This window comes from Parahoeflea alexandrii, assembly GCF_027214025.1.
Taxonomy (GTDB): domain Bacteria; phylum Pseudomonadota; class Alphaproteobacteria; order Rhizobiales; family Rhizobiaceae; genus Hoeflea; species Hoeflea alexandrii_A.
Window position 1 is genome coordinate 1 of record NZ_JAPWHB010000007.1, and the last position, 19,745, is coordinate 19,745.

18 protein-coding genes and 1 pseudogene are annotated in these 19,745 nt (G+C 60.8%); 2 read left to right on the forward strand and 17 right to left on the reverse strand.

Going from position 1 to position 19,745, the window contains the following annotated elements; translation table 11 throughout:
- Nucleotides 1-195: 195 nt before the first annotated feature.
- The 17 genes and pseudogenes from O4H62_RS21555 to O4H62_RS21630 all read right to left on the reverse strand — a co-directional run bounded on the left by O4H62_RS21555 (nucleotide 196) and on the right by O4H62_RS21630 (nucleotide 15,858).
- On the reverse strand, nucleotides 196-708 hold the full coding sequence (locus tag O4H62_RS21555; protein WP_269390931.1) for a chemotaxis protein CheW: 513 nt from the start codon (nucleotides 706-708) through the stop codon (nucleotides 196-198).
- Nucleotides 705-2,705 carry a chemotaxis protein CheA gene (locus O4H62_RS21560; RefSeq protein ID WP_269390932.1) on the reverse strand — a complete coding sequence of 667 codons (2,001 nt, stop codon included), beginning with the start codon at nucleotides 2,703-2,705 and terminating at the stop codon, nucleotides 705-707. Before O4H62_RS21560 ends, O4H62_RS21555 begins: the two co-directional genes overlap by 4 nt.
- Nucleotides 2,705-3,070, reverse strand: coding sequence for a response regulator (locus tag O4H62_RS21565; protein ID WP_269390933.1), 366 nt, complete (start codon nucleotides 3,068-3,070; stop codon nucleotides 2,705-2,707). Before O4H62_RS21565 ends, O4H62_RS21560 begins: the two co-directional genes overlap by 1 nt.
- A complete protein-coding gene (locus O4H62_RS21570) occupies nucleotides 3,067-3,393 on the reverse strand; it encodes an STAS domain-containing protein (RefSeq protein WP_269390934.1) in 327 nt (108 codons plus the stop codon). Before O4H62_RS21570 ends, O4H62_RS21565 begins: the two co-directional genes overlap by 4 nt.
- A complete protein-coding gene (locus tag O4H62_RS21575; protein ID WP_269390935.1) occupies nucleotides 3,390-4,499 on the reverse strand; it encodes an HD-GYP domain-containing protein in 1,110 nt (369 codons plus the stop codon). Before O4H62_RS21575 ends, O4H62_RS21570 begins: the two co-directional genes overlap by 4 nt.
- A gap of 230 nt (nucleotides 4,500-4,729) precedes the next feature.
- The gene (locus O4H62_RS21580) at nucleotides 4,730-5,704 is read right to left on the reverse strand and encodes a helix-turn-helix domain-containing protein (protein WP_269390936.1); all 975 of its coding nucleotides are present in this window, start codon (nucleotides 5,702-5,704) and stop codon (nucleotides 4,730-4,732) included.
- Between the two features lie 433 nt (nucleotides 5,705-6,137).
- The gene (locus O4H62_RS21585) at nucleotides 6,138-7,586 is read right to left on the reverse strand and encodes an aldehyde dehydrogenase family protein (protein WP_269390937.1); all 1,449 of its coding nucleotides are present in this window, start codon (nucleotides 7,584-7,586) and stop codon (nucleotides 6,138-6,140) included.
- 1 nt (nucleotide 7,587) lies between these two features.
- A complete protein-coding gene (locus O4H62_RS21590; RefSeq protein ID WP_269390938.1) occupies nucleotides 7,588-8,355 on the reverse strand; it encodes a sugar isomerase domain-containing protein in 768 nt (255 codons plus the stop codon).
- A gap of 21 nt (nucleotides 8,356-8,376) precedes the next feature.
- Entirely contained in the window at nucleotides 8,377-9,111 is a 735-nt protein-coding gene (locus tag O4H62_RS21595) for a uridine phosphorylase (RefSeq protein WP_269390939.1), read from the reverse strand.
- Nucleotides 9,108-9,944, reverse strand: a complete 837-nt coding sequence (locus tag O4H62_RS21600) for a carbohydrate kinase family protein (RefSeq protein WP_269390940.1) — start codon at nucleotides 9,942-9,944, stop codon at nucleotides 9,108-9,110. The genes O4H62_RS21595 and O4H62_RS21600 overlap by 4 nt, the downstream gene beginning before the upstream one ends.
- Nucleotides 9,941-10,498 carry a cysteine hydrolase family protein gene (locus tag O4H62_RS21605; RefSeq protein ID WP_269390941.1) on the reverse strand — a complete coding sequence of 186 codons (558 nt, stop codon included), beginning with the start codon at nucleotides 10,496-10,498 and terminating at the stop codon, nucleotides 9,941-9,943. Before O4H62_RS21605 ends, O4H62_RS21600 begins: the two co-directional genes overlap by 4 nt.
- Complete coding sequence (locus O4H62_RS21610; protein WP_269390942.1) at nucleotides 10,495-11,382, reverse strand: ABC transporter permease; 888 nt, start codon at nucleotides 11,380-11,382, stop codon at nucleotides 10,495-10,497. Before O4H62_RS21610 ends, O4H62_RS21605 begins: the two co-directional genes overlap by 4 nt.
- Entirely contained in the window at nucleotides 11,379-12,407 is a 1,029-nt protein-coding gene (locus O4H62_RS21615; protein ID WP_269390943.1) for an ABC transporter permease, read from the reverse strand. Before O4H62_RS21615 ends, O4H62_RS21610 begins: the two co-directional genes overlap by 4 nt.
- The gene (locus O4H62_RS26545; RefSeq protein ID WP_430538501.1) at nucleotides 12,404-13,303 is read right to left on the reverse strand and encodes an ATP-binding cassette domain-containing protein; all 900 of its coding nucleotides are present in this window, start codon (nucleotides 13,301-13,303) and stop codon (nucleotides 12,404-12,406) included. The genes O4H62_RS21615 and O4H62_RS26545 overlap by 4 nt, the downstream gene beginning before the upstream one ends.
- 114 nt (nucleotides 13,304-13,417) lie before the next feature.
- Nucleotides 13,418-13,858, reverse strand: a pseudogene (locus tag O4H62_RS26550) (ATP-binding cassette domain-containing protein); the annotation flags it as partial.
- Between the two features lie 160 nt (nucleotides 13,859-14,018).
- Nucleotides 14,019-15,041: a BMP family lipoprotein gene (locus tag O4H62_RS21625; RefSeq protein ID WP_269390945.1), complete on the reverse strand. Its 1,023-nt coding sequence runs from the start codon at nucleotides 15,039-15,041 to the stop codon at nucleotides 14,019-14,021.
- 19 nt (nucleotides 15,042-15,060) lie between these two features.
- A complete protein-coding gene (locus O4H62_RS21630) occupies nucleotides 15,061-15,858 on the reverse strand; it encodes a GntR family transcriptional regulator (protein WP_269390946.1) in 798 nt (265 codons plus the stop codon).
- Between the two features lie 100 nt (nucleotides 15,859-15,958).
- Between O4H62_RS21630 and O4H62_RS21635 the strand changes: the two genes are divergently transcribed.
- Nucleotides 15,959-18,085 (forward strand): hydantoinase/oxoprolinase family protein, encoded by a 2,127-nt coding sequence (locus tag O4H62_RS21635; RefSeq protein WP_269390947.1) that lies wholly within the window; start codon nucleotides 15,959-15,961, stop codon nucleotides 18,083-18,085.
- On the forward strand, nucleotides 18,082-19,716 hold the full coding sequence (locus O4H62_RS21640; RefSeq protein ID WP_269390948.1) for a hydantoinase B/oxoprolinase family protein: 1,635 nt from the start codon (nucleotides 18,082-18,084) through the stop codon (nucleotides 19,714-19,716). Before O4H62_RS21635 ends, O4H62_RS21640 begins: the two co-directional genes overlap by 4 nt.
- Nucleotides 19,717-19,745 lie beyond the last annotated feature (29 nt).

A 19,745-nucleotide genomic window follows, 5' to 3' on the forward strand; every position in this document is an offset into this window, starting at 1 on the left:
AACTGGGCGATGTTGAGATCCTGAGCAGCGCTCAGTCGTTCGGCGGGACCGTGAAGCGCATTGCTCCAGTCGGCATTCACGTTAGCCAGACTCAGGATGCTGTAACCTGCGGTGCCGACCAACATGAGGATGGCGAGGCTGAAAGCCAGTGCAAGCTTGAGTTTGATAGTAAAGCGCATGGTTCCCTCGCGTCTATTAAGCGGTTGCTTTTATTGTTGCTGCCCGCTGCGATGAGAAAATCGCCTGCAGGTTCGGAAGTATGATGAATTCGCCGTCTCTCTTGACGAGCGCGTGGATGTAATCTGGCCGCCAGCGCATGCCCACGATTGGCGGCGGCTCGCTGGCGGAAGCGGGAAGCCTGGTGACTTCATGCACCTTGTCGGTACGGATGCCGATCAGGGACAACTCCCCATCAAAATCCAGTTCCGTCACCACTATCCGGCTGTCGATGGTGACCTCTCCGGCCTCCATGCCGAAGGCGACCCGGATGTCTGCAAGCGGAATGACCTTGCCCCTGAAATTGATCACGCTGCCGACAAACGGCATGCTTCCGGGAACGCTGGTTTCCGGCAGCAGATCAAGGATCTCCTGAACAACCGTTGCCTCTATGGCGAAGGTTTCACCGTTGAGGGTGAAAGTGAGAACCGAAAGGTCGTCCGCGCCCATGAAGACCGCGCGGTGGTCTGTCTTGATGTTTTGCTCGCTCATCCTGCTGCCCGCAATTGGGCCTCCTGTTGCTGGCCTGCTGCGATCAGATGTCCGACATCCAGAATGAGCGCGACATTGCCGTCGCCAAGGATGGTTGCGCCCGAGAAGGAAGAAACCTGATCATGCAGTTTCGACATGGATTTGATCACTGTCTGGTGGTCGCCGATGATCTGGTCGACGACCAGGCCGACGCGCTCCCGTCCGGTCGAAATAACGACGACCTTCTGGTACTGGTCAGGCTCGCTGCCGGTGCGGAAGAGCTCGCGAAGACGCACGAACGGTACCAGATCATCGCGCAGCGAGATAAAGCTGCGGCCGCGCGAGCGAAGGTCCTCTTCGATCGACAATTCGAGACATTCCTCGACGGCTGACAATGGAATGACGTAGTTTCCGTTGCCAACACGGACCAGAAGCCCGTCTATGATCGCAAGCGTCAACGGAATGCGCAGAGCTATTTCCGATCCCGCACCCTGTTCGCTTTTCACATCGATGGCGCCGCGTAGGGCTTCGATGGTCTTCTTGACCACATCCATCCCGACGCCACGGCCGGAGAGGTTGGTGACCTTCTCTGCGGTCGAAAATCCGGGCTGAAAGATCTGCTGCAACAGTTCCTGGTCGGACAGAGCTTGCCCAGGCTGGATGAGCCCATTGGACTCGGCTTTGGCGCGGACCCGGTCGCGATCAATGCCGCGTCCGTCATCCTTGATCGTGATCACCACTTCGCTGCCGGTCTGATGGGCCGAAAGCGTGACCTTGCCAACGGCCGGCTTGCCCGCCGCAATGCGATCTTCGGGCAGTTCCAGCCCATGATCGATCGAATTGCGCACAAGGTGAACCAGCGGATCAGCAAGCCGGTCGATAACGGTCTTGTCCACCTCGGTGGCTTCGCCTGCCGTCACCAGTTCTATTTCCTTGCCGGTTTCGCGGGAAAGATCGTGCACCAGGCGGCGGAAGCGGCTGAACAGGCTTGCAACCGGCATCATCCGCAGCACCATCATCGTATCACGCAACTCTCCGGCAAGCCGCTCGATCTCCTCGGAAACGGACCGGAGACCAAGATCGGTAACCGAGCCGGCCATCTGGCTCAGGCGCGATTGTGCGATCACCAGCTCGCCGACACGGTCCATCATCTCGTCGAGGCGAAGTGCAGGAACGCGGACATTATCAGCTTGCTTCTGCGCCTTGGAATCACCAGTCGGCGCACGCTGGCCGTCACGGATAGCTTCAGCATCGCTTGCTTGCGTCTTCTGAGCAACGATTGCCTCGGCTGCCGCTTCAATCGCAGGTGTCACGTCCTTCAATTCCATGACCATGTCATCCATCACGAAGATGAAGACATCCTCGATTTCGGATCGCGGCTTGTCGGTGACAATTGTCGCACTCCAGCCGAGATGGAGTTGCCGCGGGTCGATCTCTTCGAGTGCGGGCACATCCCGGGTGTCCACCGTCAGCTGGCATTCGCCGAGATCACGCAGTTCATCGAGCAGACCCAGCGGATTGGTCCCGTTGATCATGGCGTCAGCGGGAAGACGGAAATCAAGTTGCCATGTGCGCATCGCAGGCTCCGCAGCCGCTACGGCAGCGGCCTCGGCAACGAGGACTGCGTCGTGAGCGGCGCCCGCTTCGCGGCCGACGGCGCGCTGCAACTGCTCAAGCAGCTTTGTGCTCATGGCATCATGATCGCCATTCGGCTGATCCAACAGGGACTGCATATGGCCCTGGGCATCGAGAACGGCGGCGATCAGTTCAGCCGTCGCAGGCGCTTCTCCCTTGCGAACGCGGTCAAACGCAGTCTCGCAATGGTGGGTAAAGGCTGCCAGCTGGTCAAAGCCAAACATCGAGCCGGAACCCTTCAGGGTGTGAAGACCACGGAACACGGCATCGATCTGCGCCTTATCCCCGAGATCACGGGTCAGGTCCAGCAGGCCCGCCTCTATCACTTCAAGTTGTTCTGCAGCTTCCGTCCGGAAGACCGCGATCGGGTCGAGATTATCCATCAGCCGAGAACCTTTCGGGCGATCTTGACGAGGTTTTCCGCATCGAAAGGCTTGGTCAGCCATCCGGTGGCACCCGCCGCCTTTGCCTGCTGCTTGAGCTCGCCGTCGGATTCGGTGGTCAGGAAGATCACCGGCGTGCCCATATAGGCAGGCAGCTGGCGCAGGTTGCGGATCATCGTCAGCCCGTCCATGTTGGGCATGTTGAGATCGGTCACAATCAGATCGAAACGGCCGGCCTTCATCTTCTCAAGACCATCCGCACCGTCAACGGCTTCCGTAACGCTGTAGCCGGCGGTAGTGAGTGCGATCCGCGTGGTCATTCGGATGCTGGCGGAATCGTCTACGGTTAGGATATTTGCACTCATCGGTTGTCTCCATTGATACGCAGTGTTGAGCCGTCCACTCCGGAGCCGGTGAAGCCGGCCCTTTCCAGCGTGGTGGCGAAAGCACTCTCTTCAGCCGCGCGGATACGGATCTCGACGCCATCGGCATCAGCCGTGGTCTGTGCCGCCATCAGAAGTTGGGGCAGCGTGAGATCGCAGTTGCTATCCTCGGAAATGATGATTTCCAGCAGATGGTTGCCGTCGCGCGCGTTTTTGAGAGCTGCAACAACCTTGCCTCGCGTCTCCGTTACAGTCTTGATTGTCAGGCTTCCCTCAAGGTGAAGAGTGTCTGTTTGCTCGGTCATGCTGCTGTTCCCAAATTTTTGGCTTTCAGAGCGGTGCCCTGGATGGCTTCATGCGTGGTGGCCCAATCACCGGCAGGCACGGCCATCTTGATGTAGAGAGGACGGATATGGGCCCAGCGGTGATTGAAAGCCTCGACACAATCCGGGTCGAAATGGGAGCCGCTGCACCTGAGTATTTCGCGGTGCGCTTCATCTACCGGCCACGCCTTCTTGTAGGGGCGTTCCGAGCACAGGGCGTCGAAGACATCGGCAACGGCGACGATCCGTCCCTCGATAGGAATGTCGGCACCCGAGATCCCGTGGGGGTATCCGGTGCCGTCCCACTTTTCGTGATGGCTTTCGGCAATAACGGCCGCTGTGCGAATGATCTCTGACGCGCTGTCGCTTAGTATTTCAGCGCCAAATGCTGCGTGACCACGCATTTCGGCCATCTCCTCGGCGTCCAGAGGTCCCGCTTTGAGCAGGACCGCATCGGAAACGCCAATCTTGCCGACATCGTGCAGCGGGCTCGCAAGATAGATTTGCTCAGTTCTCTGTTCGTCAAAACCAAGTTCGTCGGCAATCATTTTGGCGACGACGGCAACCCGTTCGAGATGCAGAGCGGTTTCCCCATCGCGGCCTGCCATTGCCTTCGATAGGCGCCAGATAATTTCCTTTTCCTGGGCGGAAATCCTCGCCATTGCGAGATTTACATCCCTTTCAAGTTCTTGCGCACGATTGGCAAGAGTCCGCTGGGCAATACGCAAACCCAGAAGGTTGCGAATGCGGATTGACAGCTCTGCAGTGTCAATCGGCTTGGTTAGGAATTCCGTTGCACCAGCCTCAATCGCGGCGATCTTGATTGCCGGGTCGGTCTCCGACGTCAGCATAATGATCGGGATGTCGTCGCTCTGCCGAATATGGCGGATCCGCGAAATCAGCTCGATGCCGTTAATGCAAGGCATGTTGTAATCGACAAGTATAAGGTCCGCCTGCTGCGTTCTCAGGCCTTCGATAGCGTTGCTCGGATCCAGAAAGGCGAGAACCTTGCAATCATCAATCGTTTCAATGGCTTGCTTCAAGAATGAAAGAATTGACGGGCTATCGTCTATCGCAAATATAATCATAGTAATTCCTACGATGCGCGGCAATATATGCGCGGCAATACGTTTTTAACTTGTATTTCAATTATTAAATTGGCCGCATCATGCAGAATTGCATTCGATTTGAATGCTGGCATAGCAAAGATTAGGGTGTATATCCGTTAACGCGAACTTAACGCTGTATCTATTTGGGGGTAGCCATTAAAAATTTGCGCTGCAGTGATGGAGATGCGTTTTTGTGATACTTGAATTTGCTAGTCGCGACCCTTTTTCCATTTCTGGCGCGTGACAGATGGTGATTCGCCATACAAGGTCCGGTAGCGAGCGGCGAAATATCCCATGTGACCAAAGCCCCAGCGCGCTGCGATCTGTTCGATTGTTGCACCCCTGTCGCCGTACAGAAGCTCTTGATGAATACGGCTGAGACGAATGCGCTGGATATAGGCTTTGGGACTGGTGGACAGGTGCTGCCGGAACGAGTTCTGCAATGTGCGAATGCTTGCTCCACATTGGCGAGCGAGTTGTTCGATCGATATGTTCTCCGCCGCATGTGCTTCCATCCACTCGATCGCGCGCTGCAGATGGCGGGGAAGGCTTGTGGTTTCGGCCGCCGAATTGTCGATTTTCGGCCAGAATCCGACAAAGCTAGCAACCAGGGCATCTCCCAACAGGAGAGCCCCGTTGGGAGCGCGCGAAAATGGATGGGCAGGCCCGGAATCACCAATCAGGAGATTTGCCATGTTCCGAATCAGGTCGATCCCTTCAACGCTGATTTCAGTATGGGAACGAAAACTGGCGAGCCTCTGGCCAGGAGCGCCAAGCTCGGAGCCCAATACGTGGGAGAAGCGGCTCAATGGAACCAGCACGGCCAGCTTTTCAGACCCGGGATAAGCAGTAACTTCGACTTTGCTCGTGTCCTTCAACAGCACGGCGCTATTTGCTGCGGCATCGATCTCAGAACCGCCGGCGCGGAACCTGTACCGGCCGGCCTGGATAAAGTGCAGCTCGAAATCCTGTCCTGCCGGATTACAATAGCTGGTCTTGTAGCCGGACCGGGATACGGTTCGCCATATACGCATATTGAGCACGGTGGTGACCTCACCGCTCAGATCGAATGGCTCCTTGCCTTCAATCTGGTCAACCTCGAGCTTGCCAAAGAGTTTGGAAATCGCGTTTTTCAACGACTGATCACTGCTCGACAGAACCGTCAGCTTGTCTAATCTGGGCATGAAAATGCCTTAAATACATAAAAAATATGATTTTATTGAAAGATTCGGTCGAATCTAAACCGGCTTTATCACGCAATGCAACGGGCATTTTTCCGCGAGGCAAGATAAAGTTCACCTGGCATCGATCAAGATGTGGGATCTGGTGGCATGACCGGATTTGCCCGTGGTTCTCTTTATCGTCGCCATCGATTTCGAGACCGGTGATTTCACTGGGGTTAGGCTGCACGCAGGAGGGCACTTTGGCCTCCAAAACGGCTCTTTCTCCGCCATATCAAAAATTTGCAACAGAGCCGTTTTTGTCCTCGGACGAATGGTGTTTGCGCGTCCTGCGGCGAATGTCCCTGATCGTCTTCTCTGCGCTCCGGTTTTCTGTCTCAAGGACGCTGATGCCGGACAAGTCAGAGTTATGGTTTGCAACAAAACCGACGGGCGTCTACATGCTGTAGCGCAGGCGCATCTTTAGATGCTTGGGCTGGAGATAGGTGTCGAGCCCCTCGGGCCCCAGTTCCCGCCCGAAGCCTGACATCTTCCACCCGCCGAAAGGCGCCTGCAACTCGCTGGTGTCGTTGACGTTGACGCCGACGGCGCCGAATTCCATGCGTTCGGCCAACGACCAGGCCCGATCGAGATCGCCACCAAAGACATAGGCGGCAAGACCGTATTCGAGGCTGTTGGCAATCGAGAGCATCTGGGCATCGGTTTCGAACGTCGCCATACCCATCACCGGACCGAAGGTTTCCTCGCTCATCGGCAAGCTGTCGAGCGGAGCGTTCTCGATCACGGTCGGGCGGTAGAACAGCCCGCCGTCGTAACCGCTTCCCGTCGCCCGTCCGCCGCCGGCAATGACGCGGCCGCCCTTGGCCACGGCATCCGCGACATGACGGTCCATCCGCGCGATCACGCCCGCGTTCTGTACGGGACCGTAGCCGATCGAAGGATCGAGCCCGTCGCCGATCACCGTCCTTTCGGTGAGCGAGGCCAGGATCTCGGCAAACTCGCGGGCCACCGGAGCCGCAACGAGAACGCGGTTCACGGTGATGCAGATCTGCCCCATGTTGGAAAAACCACGCCGGTGGGCCGCACGTGCGGCTTCCTCCAGATCGGCGTCTTCCAGCACGACAAATGGCGCATGGCCGCCAAGCTCGAGGCAGAGCCGCTTCATGTTGCCTGCCGCTGCTCGCATGATTGCCTGGCCTGCGGGGATCGAGGCTGTGGCGGACAATGCCCGGATGCGGGGATGCGAGGACAGGGCTTCTCCAGCGACCGGCCCGAGACCTGGGATATCGGCAATCGTGCCCGCCGGAAAACCCGCTTCATGCAGACAATCGACCACCATGGAGATTGCCATCGGTGTTTCGTGCGGCGATTTGACGATGATCGGACAACCTGCGGCGAGCGCCGGACCGATCTTCCAGCAGTAAAGATCGACAGGGTAGTTCCACGGCACGATCGCCGCCACCACACCGATCGGATGGTATGTGACAAGGTTGCGGATGTTCGGCGCCGAGGCCGGACGGATCGAGCCCGCCACGCGCACGGCCTCTTCGGCGTAATAGCGCATGACTTCACAACCGAAGAGGATCTCCTTGACGTTGTCGGACACCGGCTTGCCCTGTTCGCGGGTGAGCAGGCGCGCCATGTCGCCGACCCGCTCCTCGATAAGGTCTGCGGCCTTGCGCAGCATGTCGGCGCGGGTTCGCGCGGGCATCAGCGCAAAGGAGGCCGCCACCGCTTCCGCAGCCTCCACGCAACGGTCGACGACGGCAGCATCCGCGAGCAGGGTCGTGCCGACAATTTCGCCATTGGCGGGATTGACGACTTCGAAACGGTCGAGACCGGCAGGATATTCCCAGCGGCCATTGATGAAGAATCCGCGCTCCATGTCAGCGTGCCTTCAGACGGCGCCACAGCTCGGCGTAGTTGAGGTCGTTCTGCGCATTGGCTGCAGCTTTCTCGGTCGTGTTGGGGCTGACCATGAGATAGGGGTCTCGGCCCGCTTCAGCGACCAATTCGGCAGTGGTCGAGTTGATCGCATGGCCGATGGCAATGGCGATGGAAGTCGACGTCGCGCCGGTTCTTCCCTTCACGCCGGTGATCTCGATCCCCGCATCCCCCAGAGGGACGCCGGTGTCGATCACCACATCGGCGATTTCGTAAAGCCGCTTGCCGCTCGAATGGCGCGACGGAACGGAGGAGGAATGCGGCATCGAGGTGACCCCGATCACCTTCATGCCCTTCTCCTTCGCCGCCACCGCGATGTCGAGCGTGACCGCATTGATGCCGGAATGGGAGAACATCAGCATGGTGTCGCCGGGGTCGGTCTGGTGGCTGTCAAATATGGCCTTGCCATAGCCTTCCTGGGCGTGAATGAACCGGTACTGGCGGGCGCCTGCGTCTCCCAGGACCCGGTGGAAGGAGATCATCGAGCTTTCGACGATCGGCCGAAAGCCGGTGACCGTGCCGGTGCGCGGATACATTTCCATCGCTGCGAACGAGCCGTGGCCGGTCCCGAAGGTAAAGACCAGCTTGTCATCGAGGATCGACTGCGCGCAGGCGCGGGCTGCTTCCTCGATCGCATCGGTCTGGGTGTTCATCACCTGGCTCAGACGATCCACGACCGTCTGGAGATAGCGCTTGGGCATATCGCTCATTGTCTCATTCCTCTTGTCTGTTCAGTTCGTGATCGCGTTCAGCGCGATCCGGAAGAGTTGGCCTTCACCGCGATCGAGCGCTTCGGCGCCGAGTTTCTCCTGGCTCAATGCATCGACGGTGCCGTAGCACATGGTGGCGACAGCGACGCCGAGATCCTGTCCGGCGGCAAGCAGGGCAGAGGTCTCCATGTCGAGCGCCATCACGCCGCGGCCGTTCATCTCCTTGCGCATCTCGTCCGCCCGGGCAGATCCCTTTGCGTCGATCCCGAACATGTCGCGATAAAAGGCGTCATAGGTGGCGTAGAGGCCGCGATGGGAGGTTTCCTCGGCCGCGGCGGAGGCCTGCATGAGCGCCGTAACGAGAGCCGGGTCCGCCGCCACCATCTCGCCCGCCGGAACGCCATAGGCAGGCGACGTTCCGTCGAAGCCGATGGCGGACTCGGAGATCAGGAACTCGCCGCCAGTCGAGGGCGGGAAATACATTGCCGTGCCGATGCGGACGAAGCGCGTGATACCGAGGTCGGCGAATTCGTGCAGAACGATGGTCGCGATAGGCGCGCCCATTCCGAAGGCGACAATGCTCACCCGCTTGCCGTTCCAGGTGCCGGTGACGGTCTTCAGACCGCGCTTGACCGGCAGGAAGACCGGCTCGTCCAGTAGAGCACCGATCCGCTCGACGCGGTCGGGATCGCCGACCAGGATGGCGCTGTCTCCGAGCTCTTCGGCGCTGTGACCCGAATACCAGGCTCGTTTCATGATGAATGTCTCCTTTTGCGATCCGCAAGCAGTGCGGCCGCGGCCTTGATTCCGGCACGGGCCGCCGTCACCGGGTCGGCCCCGGTCATTTCCGCTGCGATGTAGCCGCCGGCAAAACTGTCGCCCGCGCCCGTGGTGTCGGTGATTTCTATCGGCTCGACGCGCAATTCCTGCGCCTGTCCCGCAGCGGTCACGATGACGCACTCGCTGCCGCGTGTTTCGACCAGCACGGCGCCCGTCTCGCCGATCAGGGAGCGCTCCGAGGCCGAGTGGAAGATGACATCCGCCCGCTTTGCCAATTGTCGGCGAAGGTCGGGCGGGAAGGCATCGGGGTCGTTCTTCACGGCCCAGTAAAGCCGGGCCTGAGCCGGACAGAGCGCAACAATCTCGTCCATCAGCTGATGCGGGCCTACCGAAACGCAGAGATGGCTAGCCGATGCAATGAGATCCTTCTGTTCCTGGCTGAGAGTCTCGGCACGGCCCAGCGCCGGATCGTAGAGGCACATGCAGGACCCATCCGACTGGTAGACGAGGAGCGCGGTCGGCGAACGCGGGCTATCGACGATGCCGATGCCTCCCGTGCCGATGCCCTGGGCCTCGAGCTTGGCAACGAAACCCTCGCCCTCGGGGCCCTTCCCGACCCACATTACCGGGATGGCCTGCTGGCCGGCGCGGACGGCCGCGCCCGAGATATAGGTCGGGCAGCCGCCTGCGCGTGGCCACGCCAGCGGATCACGGGCCGCGATCAGCGTGGTGGTATCGCCCAACGCATGACCGTCGAGCCCGACCGCAAAGTCGAGGCTGGCATACCCGGTGACCACCAGACGGTTCATGCCAGAAGGCCTTTACCGGTTTCCAGATCCACCACCTTGCCGATGTAGCGGTCGATGTCCTCAAGCGAGGCCTCGCCAAGATTGGGCCGGTTGGTGTTGACGGCCTGCGCCACGACGTTGACTTCGAAGCCGTTGGCAAAGGCATCGGTTGCCGTCGCCCTGACGCAGACATTGGTCTTGACCCCGCAGATCACCACGCGCTTGACCCCCTGTTCGTGGAGGAACAGCGCCAGTTCGGTGGCGAAGAACGCCGAATAGCGCCGCTTGGTGATAATGATTTCCTTTGCCCGGCCTTTCGGTCCAAAGCCCTCGAAGAACTCCGCATTGAACCCGCCCGTCACGCAATGCACCGGAAGCCGAGGCTGCTCGTAATCGGCAAAGCCTTCACGGTGCCGGTCGCAGACGTGGACGATGATCGCAGCGCCCTCGTCCGCGGCCTGAATGAGTGCGCGGACCGGCTCGATGACATCGGGTGCGGCGGGATAGAAGTTTTCGCCTTCGGGGTGCAGGAACGAATTCTGCATGTCGATGACGATCAGTGCGGTATTGGTCATTGTGTTCTCCTGAGGCTGCGCATCTGGGAGACGACCAATGCGACCAGCACCATTAGATAGGGAAGTGCACCGATCAGGCGGGGCGGAAGCCCGACGGTCTGCATGCGGATCTGTGCTGCATCGAGCAAGCCGAACAGAAGACAGGCAGCGGCGGTCTGCCAGGGCCGGTCACGTCCGAAGTAGAAGGCTGCAAGAGCGATAAAGCCGCGCCCTGCGGTCAGGCCCTCGTTGAAGATGCCGATCGAGGCCAGCGCCAGTTGCGCGCCGGCGAGGCCGGCAAAGAAGCCAGCGAAAGCCGTCGAGGCTTCCTGCAACAGCTTGGGCTTGAGCCCGACAGAGCGCATCACCGGTGCGGCATTGCCCGTTGCCCGAATCCAGAGGCCGAAGCGGGTCGCGCTGAGCAGGAAGGGCAGCACCGCGATCGCCACCACCGCGAGAATGGTCAGCGGATCGAGGTTGGCCAGCAACTGGCCCACCAGCGGCACGCTTTCTACAGACTGCGGAAACACGTGCGGCAGCAGTGCCACATCCGGCAGGCGCAACGTGCCCGACGATCCGTAGGCATAGCTCATCAGGAAGCCGATCGCACCCGCGGCGAGCACGTTCAGCCCGAGCCCCGCCGTGATCATGTTCGCGCCAAGCCGGGTGATCGTCAGCGAGAAGCACCAGCCGATGAGAGTGCTTGCCAGTGCCGCGGCCAGTGTCGCTGCAAGCCAGCTTCCGGTGGCCGCCGAGATGACGATCGCGACGAAGGCGCCGCTCAGCATCTTGCCTTCGAGAGCAATGTTGACGATGCCCGCCTGCCTGTTCACCAGGCCGCCGATTGCCGCAAGCAGGATGGGGGTCGTGAGCACCACACCCGAAGCAAGAATCTGCTCGATCATGCTTTTGCCCTCCGGCGGATGCTGATGCGGCCCAGTTCGATGACCGCGAAGATCATGACGATACCCTGAATGATGTTCACCAGATCCAGCGGGATATCGGAGAACAGCTGGATGGTGGTTCCGGCCGAGGCGAGTGCGCCGAAGAGTATGGCTCCAATCAGCATACCGAGCGGCGAATTGTGGGCGAGCAGGGCCACGGCCATGCCGGTGAAGCCGTAGCCGGCGGAGAACCCGTCGGTGAAACGGTACAGTTGCCCGAGCCCGTGCGCGGCGCCGCCCAGACCTCCAACTACACCGGAGAGCACCATGGCCAGAATGATTGTCCGCTGAACCGAGACACCGACCATGCGGGAGAACCGTCGGTTCAACCCGACCCAGGCGCCTTCGAGACCGGCAGGCGTGCGGCGGGTCCAGAAGGCATAGGCAGCGAGCAACGCGATTGCCAGCAGGAAACCACTGTGCAGGGTGGCCGGTGGCATCAGCCGCGACAACTCCGCCGCCTCGTGCACCGGAGGCGTGACATTGTTGCCGGATTGCCGTGAAAGAAACGGACCGTTGACGAGGTAGCCGGTGATCGCAACGGCAATGAAATTCAGCATGAGGGTGGACACGACTTCGTCGACTTCCAGTCTGGCCAGCAACCAGCCCGGGACAAACAGCCATGCCGCCCCAAACACGCTACCGATTGCCAGGCAGAGCGGAGCCAAGGCCCAGCCAAGTTCGGCGGGCAGGCTGAACCCCGCCACGACAGCCGCCAGACCGCCGATGAGAAAGGCTCCGTCGACGCCGACATTGAACACGCCTGCCCGAAAACAGATCGCGGTGGCGACCGCGGTGAACAGAAGCGGCGTTGCGGCCGAGAGCGTCGAGGCCAGGCGCCGCGGCGATCCGAATCCCTCGGTCAGCATAAGCGAGAACGTATCCAGCGGACTTTCGCCGATCGCCAAGAGCACAAGCGCGCTGACCGACAGCGCGATCAGCAGGGGGACGGCAAAGCCCAGCCCCCGGTCCATCCAGTTGCTCATGCGCCCGCGCCTTCCATGACCATGAGGCGGCCGATCTCGCGCCGGTCGGCATCTGCCCCAAGAGTTCCGACAATCCGGCCTCGCACCATCACCATGATCCGATCGGACAGCACCTGCAATTCGTCGAGTTCTTCGGACACGAGGAGCACCGCTCCGCCGGCATCGCGAAAATCCCGCAGGATGCCGTGAATGGCGGCGATGCCGTTCAGATCCACCCCGCGGGTGGGTTGCGATACGAGGAGCAATTGCGGTGAAACCGCAATCTCGCGGGCGAAGACCACGCGCTGCTGGTTTCCACCCGAAAGGCTGCCGACACGATCATGCAGCGCTCCGTATTTGACCGACAGCCGGCTCAACCTTTCAAGCGCGACCCTCTTCATAGCGCTGCGCTCGAGCCAGAGTCCGTTCGAGATCGGGCGTGAGCGGTGCGACCCGGCGATTGTGTTTTCCTCGATCGACGCTTCGATCGCCAGCCCCTCCTGCCGCCGGTCGGGACTGACATATCCGATCCCGGCCGCACGGCGGCGGTCGGCGCCGAGCCCCGAAAGGTCGACGCCCGCCAGTTCAACCCGGCCGATGCTTCGCCGCAGGCCCGACAAAGCTTCCATCAGCTCGATCTGGCCGTTGCCGGCAACACCGGCGAGGCCAACGATCTCGCCCGCATGGACAGAAAACGAGATGTCGTAGAGCGGATGGGATTTCTCGACAGTCGCGGCCGACAGCCCGGTGACCTCGAGAACCGCCTTGCCGGGCGTTCCGCGCTTCACCTCGTCAGTGACCGGCTTTGCCCCGTCGACGATATGGGAGGCAATCTCCTCGCCTGTCGTCTCGGCAATGGCCGCGCTGAAGGCGATCTTGCCTTGCCGGATCACCGTCACCCGGTCGGCAAGCGACATGACTTCGCCGATCTTGTGACTGATGAACAGGATCGCGGTGCCGTCCTCGCGGATTCTGCGAACGAGATCAAAAAGCTCGTTGACCTGTTGAGGCGCCAACACTGCGGTCGGTTCATCCAGGATCAGCACCCGGGTGCCGCGGCGAAGCAGCCGGATGATTTCGACGAATTGCTGGATGTGGACCGGAGCGGCGCCCGCGCGCCGGTGCCAGTCCACCTCGATGCCGATGCGCTCGGCCAGTTCCCGGCCTTGCGCCTCGGCCGATTTCCAGTCGATCAAGGCAAGCGCGCCACGCCCCCACCGCACGGGTTCGTCGCCGAGAACGAGGTTCTCGAGAAGGCTCAGATCCGGCGCGAGCATGAATTCCTGATGCACCATGCCGATGCCTTCGGCCAGCGCATCCGCTGGGCCGCCGAAGCTCACATCGCGGTCCATCACCGTGACGTGGCCGCTGTCCGGACGCTCGATGCCCTGCAGCACGCGCATGAGCGTCGATTTTCCGGCACCGTTTTCGCCAACGACGGCATGAATCTCGCCCGGTCCGACCGACAGTGAGATGCCCTGATTGGCCAATACCGGTCCGTAACTCTTGCGAATATCGGTGGCGCCGAGCGCAATCGTTGTCATGACATACTCACAGTAACCGAATTCGGGTGCGGCGGGCCTGACGCAGCCCGCCGCGTTGAGCAGAATAGTCTGCCGGGGAAGCCTGTTGTTACTTGTAGAAGTCCGGGTAGCCCTGAGAGGAGACGTCCCAGACCTCGATATCGCCTGAGATGATGCCGGCCTTGGCAGCTTCGACGGCCTCGAGATACTCGGCCGGGATGATGTCCTTGGTGAACTCCATCTCGGTCAAGCCAACGCCGTTTTCGGGCAAGCCGAAGGTCAGGGTCTGTCCGCCAGGGAACTTGTCAGCGGCATAGGCCTTGATCAGCTCTTCGGTCGCGACATCCACGCGCTTGATCATAGAGGTGAGCACGTGGCCCGGCGCGAGACCGTCCTGGTTGGTATCGACCCCGATCGCGTAGTGACCGGAGGCCTCCGCGGCAGCGATCACGCCGAGGCCGGTGCCGCCTGCCACATGGTAGACAATGTCGGCGCCGCTTTCGAACATGGCATTGGCCATCTGCTCGCCCTTGGTCGGATCACCGAAGCTCTCGGAATAGCCGACCTTGACCTCTATATCCGGATTGACGGACCGCGCGCCCTGAATGAAGCCCACCACGAACTTGTCGATACCGGGGCTCTTGACGGCCGGGATCACACCGAGGATCGCTTCTGGATTGATACCCTCGATCCCTTCCGTCGTGGTCATCTTCGCGGCGAGCACACCTGCGAGATAGGAGCCCTGATGCTCGCCGAAGAGGACCGAAGCGATGTTGGCGCCCGGCCGGACCTGGTTGAAAATGGCCCAGGATGTGTCGGGGTAATCCGGAGCCAGCGCTTCCATCGGCTCGCCATGGGCATATTCGAGGCTGAGAACGAGGCCGAAATTCGAGTCCGCGGCGCGTCGCATGATTTCTTCGCCCTGCGCCACCACGTCGTTGGATTCGATCGCCCGCCCCTCGAGACCGGTTTCTGCGATTCCGGCTTCGAAACCGGCATTGGCGGTGTCATTCCACGAGCCGTCCCCCAGCCCGCCCTGGGCCACGATCATGGCTACCGGCGCGTCGGCAGCAAGAGCCGGCACAGCAACAAGGGACAAGGCGACCCCTGCAAGAAGCTTCTTGAATGTCATTCCAGTTCTCCTTTTTGGTCTAATTCTTTGCATTGCCGGCATTGTCGGGGACAATGCGGAGCCGGTGCGGCACCTCGTGCGCGGAGCCGCGCACCAGTTCCAGATCGTAGGTGTAGGAGGCGGCCTGATAGACCGCTTCTGCGGCCTCGATCAGTTGTCCCTGATGGTCGTAGCTCTGCCTTATCACCACCATCAACGCCGCCGGGCAACGGATGTTGAGCAGTTGAGCCTCATTCTCGGTCGCAAGCCGTGCGGAGACGTGTTCTGCGCCGCGGCCAATGGCGATCCCCGCTTCCTCGAAAGCAGCATAGAGTGACGCATCTCCCTTGAGCAGTTGGCCAAGTTTTTCGGCTGAAAGCTGGTCAAGAATGCGCTCGGGAATGAAAGACCGGTGGATCGAGGTCGCCATGCCGTCGACATAGCGGAGGCGGGCGAGAAGCATGGACGGCTCGTGCGACCCATAGGCGCGTGCCTCTTCCCGCTCCGCGCGACCGTAGGAAAGAACCTTCTGGGAGGAGGTGCGACCCTGCTCGGAAACGGTCTCCGTAAACGACATCAGACGCGAAGACCTGCGGTGCAGCGCCGGAAGTGCGACGAAACTGCCGGCCCCCTGGCGCTTGATGACGATGCCTTCGGTGACGAGCATGTCGATCGCCTTGACCACCGTACCGCGGCTTAGCCCGAACCGCTTGGCGAGCTCCGCTTCGGTCGGCAGTTGCGCGCCCGGGGGATATTCCCCCGCCGTGATTGCCTCCCGGAGAGCCTCGGAGACGATCCGGTAACGGGGATTGGAAACCATCTGTTTGTCGTTTGCCATGCCGAGACTATCGGCATGAAAATTTGATTAGTCAAGTTGTCGTTTTGAGAAATTTGACTGTTCATAAATTTCCCGAGTTGGGAACGAATCGTGCGGAACATTGTTTCAGGAGCAAACAAAATATGTTGACATAAAATCTAAGGTACGTACTTATTTTGCAATGATGAGAATTTCGATAGATATTGGCGGCACGTTCACGGATGTGGTTGCAGAAACTGAAACCGGACTTTCGTCGGTCAAGGTGTTGACCACCCCGGCGTCACCTGACCGTGGCGCGCTTGACGGGGTAGGGCGGCTCTTGGCGGATCTGGGCAAGTCCTATGCCGACATCTCTGCAATCATCCACGGCACGACCCTTGCCACCAATGCACTGATCGAGCGACGCGGGGCGAAGACTGCGTTCATCACCACGGCGGGATTCCGCGACGTGCTGGACATGCGATATGAAAAGCGGTTCGAGCAGTACGATCTGAACATTGAAATGCCGACCTCGCTGGTAGACAGGCCCCTGCGCCTGGGTCTGCAAGAGCGAATTCTGGCAGACGGCTCCGTATTGCAGGCACCGCGAGACGACGAGATCGACGCACTCGCCGACCGGATCAGAAGCGAGGGCGTCGAAGCCGTCGCGATCGGATTTCTGCATTCCTACCGCAACCCTGCGCATGAGCTTTACGTTGCCGAACGCTTGAAACAGACGCTGGATGAATCGGTGACGGTCTGCCAAAGCGCGGATGTCGCCTGCGAAATCCGCGAATACGAACGTTTCTCGACCGTTTGTGCCAATGCTTACGTGCGGCCCCTGATGTCGAAATATCTGGGCGCGCTGAAGGCTGAACTGAACCGCTTGGGCTTTGACGGGTCATTCCTGATGATGCTTTCGGGTGGCGGCCTGACCACGCTGGAACAAGCCATGCGCTTTCCGATCCGGCTGGTGGAAAGCGGCCCTGCGGGCGGCGTTGCACTGGCCGCGCATGTGGCGCGTGAGGTGGGATCGCAGAAAACCCTGTCACTGGATATCGGGGGAACCACCGCGAAAATCTGCTTTATCCGTGACGGCAATCCGCAAACAACACGCAGGTTCGAAGTGGCCCGCGCATGGCGCGACGTCAAGGGCAGTGGGCTGCCGGTGCGCGTGCCCACTGTCGAGCTTGTCGAGATCGGCGCAGGCGGTGGTTCTATCGCCGGAGTCGATATGCTGGGGCGTCTCAAGGTCGGTCCGCGCAGCGCAGGCTCCGATCCCGGGCCCGCGGCTTACGGGCGAGGCGGCGCGGATGCGACGATCACCGATGCGCATCTGACCGTCGGCAATATTGCGGCCGAAGGGTTCGCGGGCGGGATGATCTCGCTTGCGCCGGACAAGGCGCCGAGCGCGATTGCCCGTCACGTGCAGGAGCCGATGGGCATTTCCGATGTCGAGACCGCCGCCGCGGGCATCATCGAGCTAGCCGACGAGACGATGGCCAACGCCGCGCGCGTTCACGGGATTGAGCTGGGCCATGACATTGCAGCGTTTGATCTGCTGGTCACCGGCGGTGGCGGCGCACTTCATGCGGCACGGATTGCGGAAAAGCTGGGCATCCGGCGGATTATCGTGCCTCAGAATGCGGGCGTCGGGTCGGCGGTGGGCTTCTTGCGCTCACCGGTGGCCTTTGAAAGCGCGATTTCGGTGATGGAACTGTTGCATGATGTGAACGTGGCCGAGCTATCCAAACGTGTGGTGGACCAGTTGTCCTTTGTCCGTGGCATCGTCGAGGAAGCAGTGCCCGCAGACCGTGTGAACACGACCGTCAAGGTCGAGATCCGCTACAAGGGGCAGGGGCTTGAGGTGGTGTTGGAGCATCCCGCCGATACGAGCTTTGTGATCGACGCGGCGCAGCTTGAGGCCGAATTTATCGACCGCTACAAGGCCTTGATCGGCTTCACCCTGAACAACATCCCCGTCGAGCTGGTTTCGGTCAGTGTGACGGCGCGTGAGAAACGGGCGTTGAGCACGCACGCGTTCGTGCCGTCCGCACCCCAGGAAGCAGTGCCGACGCGCAAGGTATTCGATCTGGCCGCCCAGAAGCAGATCAGCTATCAAATCTTCAAGCGTGCGTCGCTCGGCGCGGCCGCTTCGCATGGCCCAGCTGTTGTCACTGAAGATCAGACCACCACATTGGTCCGCCCCGGATGGTCCGTGCGCGCTTCGGGTGAAGGTCACCTCATTTTGGACCGGAGCCTGTCATGAGCGACAATTTGGATATCGTGGCGCAGAACGTCCTGTGGAACCGGTTGATTTCGGTTTGCGAAGAGCAGGCAAACGCGCTGATGCGCGCCGCCTTCGGGGCAATCGTGCGTGAAGCCGGCGATCTGTCTGCCGGGGTGTTCGACGCCAACGGTGACATGCTGGCGCAGGCGGTCACCGGAACGCCGGGACACGTGAACACCATGGCCGCCTCGGTGCGTGCGATGCTGGCCCATGTGCCTGCCGACAGCCTGAATCCCGGCGACGCGCTGGTGACGAATGATCCATGGCTGGGCGCGGGGCATGTCTTCGACTTCGTGGTCGTGACACCTGCTTTCCTGAATGGCAAGATCGTAGGCTACCTTGCCTCGACCAGCCACATCGTCGACATTGGCGGGCGCGGCTGGTCGGCCGAAGCAGCCTCGATTTACGAGGAGGGCGTGACATTCCCGGTGATGCATCTGCGCCGGGCTCAAACCCTGAACGAAGACCTTCTGGCCATTGTCACAACCAACTCCCGCGTCCCGCACGAAGCCCGCGGCGATATTCTGTCGTTGCTGTCGTGCAACGACACAGGCGTCGCGCGGCTGCTGGATCTGATGGGCGAATATGGGCTCGATGATCTGGTCTCGATTGCCAGCTTCATCTTTGAGCGTTCTTCCATGGGAACCAGGAAGGCCTTGGCGCGTGCGCCGCAGGGTGTTTACGAAAGCGTCATGACGCTGGACGGCTATGACACCCCGATCACGCTTAAGGCCCGCATGACCATATCTGACGGGTCTATATCCGTGGATCTATCGGGCTCTACGCCGGCCGTAGTGCGGGGCATCAACTGCCCTCTGAACTACAGCGCGGCCTATGCGTCCTTCGGGATACGCGCCTTGCTGACACCTGAAGTTCCGAACAATCAGGCCTCGCTTGATGCGATCACCATCACCGCCGAGCCTGGTCTTGTGGTAAGCGCCGAACGGCCAAGCCCCGTGTCGGCCCGCCATGTCATCGGCCAGGCCTTGCCTGATCTGATGCTGGGATGTCTTGAGCAGGCGCTGCCCGGTGAAGTCCTGGCCGAAAGCGCTGGTGCGCTATGGACGCTTTCACTGTCAGGCGCGGGCAAGACGCCCTTTTCTTCGCTGAACGTCGCCCTTGGCGGCATGGGCGCACGGCCCTCCAGCGACGGGCTTTCAACCACCGCGTTCCCGTCCGGCGTGGGCTCCGTGCCTGTCGAGGCGGCAGAAGTTTCTTCCCCGGTGATTTATCACGCCAAGGAATTCATCTGCGACAGCGGCGGGGCAGGGCGGTATCGCGGCGGCCTGGGCCAGCGCATCGAAATCGGCTCGCGGATCAACGAAGACATGTTCATGTCGGCCGCCGCCTTCGAGCGTCTGACATCCGGCCCTGAAGGGCGTCAGGGCGGAAAGCGCGGTTCTCAGGGAAAGGTTGTGATCAGCGACGGCACCCTGGTGACCGACAAGGGCATGTATAAAATTCCGGCGGGGGAGCGCGTGATCCTGCAAACCCCCGGCGGTGGCGGCTATGGCGACCCTGCGGACCGGGACCCACAGGCCCTTGAACGGGATCTGTCCGACGGACTGGTTTCCGATGAGGCCGCGCGAACACTCTACACTCGAAAATGAAACCAGCCTTTCCATGCAACAGAAGGAGA

Bases quoted from the DNA above. Each gene is read 5' to 3' on its own strand.
- O4H62_RS21595 (WP_269390939.1), bottom strand. From the start codon at position 9,111: ATGAAACGAGCCTGGTATTCGGGTCACAGCGCCGAAGAGCTCGGAGAC.
- O4H62_RS21610 (WP_269390942.1), bottom strand. From the start codon at position 11,382: ATGATCGAGCAGATTCTTGCTTCGGGTGTGGTGCTCACGACCCCCATC.
- O4H62_RS21570 (WP_269390934.1), bottom strand. From the start codon at position 3,393: ATGACCGAGCAAACAGACACTCTTCACCTTGAGGGAAGCCTGACAATC.
- O4H62_RS21575 (WP_269390935.1), bottom strand. From the start codon at position 4,499: ATGATTATATTTGCGATAGACGATAGCCCGTCAATTCTTTCATTCTTG.
- O4H62_RS21555 (WP_269390931.1), bottom strand. From the start codon at position 708: ATGAGCGAGCAAAACATCAAGACAGACCACCGCGCGGTCTTCATGGGC.
- O4H62_RS21605 (WP_269390941.1), bottom strand. From the start codon at position 10,498: ATGACCAATACCGCACTGATCGTCATCGACATGCAGAATTCGTTCCTG.
- O4H62_RS21585 (WP_269390937.1), bottom strand. From the start codon at position 7,586: ATGGAGCGCGGATTCTTCATCAATGGCCGCTGGGAATATCCTGCCGGT.
- O4H62_RS21560 (WP_269390932.1), bottom strand. From the start codon at position 2,705: ATGGATAATCTCGACCCGATCGCGGTCTTCCGGACGGAAGCTGCAGAA.
- O4H62_RS21565 (WP_269390933.1), bottom strand. From the start codon at position 3,070: ATGAGTGCAAATATCCTAACCGTAGACGATTCCGCCAGCATCCGAATG.
- O4H62_RS21600 (WP_269390940.1), bottom strand. From the start codon at position 9,944: ATGAACCGTCTGGTGGTCACCGGGTATGCCAGCCTCGACTTTGCGGTC.
- O4H62_RS26545 (WP_430538501.1), bottom strand. From the start codon at position 13,303: ATGTCGCTTGCCGACCGGGTGACGGTGATCCGGCAAGGCAAGATCGCC.
- O4H62_RS21625 (WP_269390945.1), bottom strand. From the start codon at position 15,041: ATGACATTCAAGAAGCTTCTTGCAGGGGTCGCCTTGTCCCTTGTTGCT.
- O4H62_RS21640 (WP_269390948.1), top strand. From the start codon at position 18,082: ATGAGCGACAATTTGGATATCGTGGCGCAGAACGTCCTGTGGAACCGG.
- O4H62_RS21615 (WP_269390943.1), bottom strand. From the start codon at position 12,407: ATGAGCAACTGGATGGACCGGGGGCTGGGCTTTGCCGTCCCCCTGCTG.
- O4H62_RS21590 (WP_269390938.1), bottom strand. From the start codon at position 8,355: ATGAGCGATATGCCCAAGCGCTATCTCCAGACGGTCGTGGATCGTCTG.
- O4H62_RS21630 (WP_269390946.1), bottom strand. From the start codon at position 15,858: ATGGCAAACGACAAACAGATGGTTTCCAATCCCCGTTACCGGATCGTC.
- O4H62_RS21580 (WP_269390936.1), bottom strand. From the start codon at position 5,704: ATGCCCAGATTAGACAAGCTGACGGTTCTGTCGAGCAGTGATCAGTCG.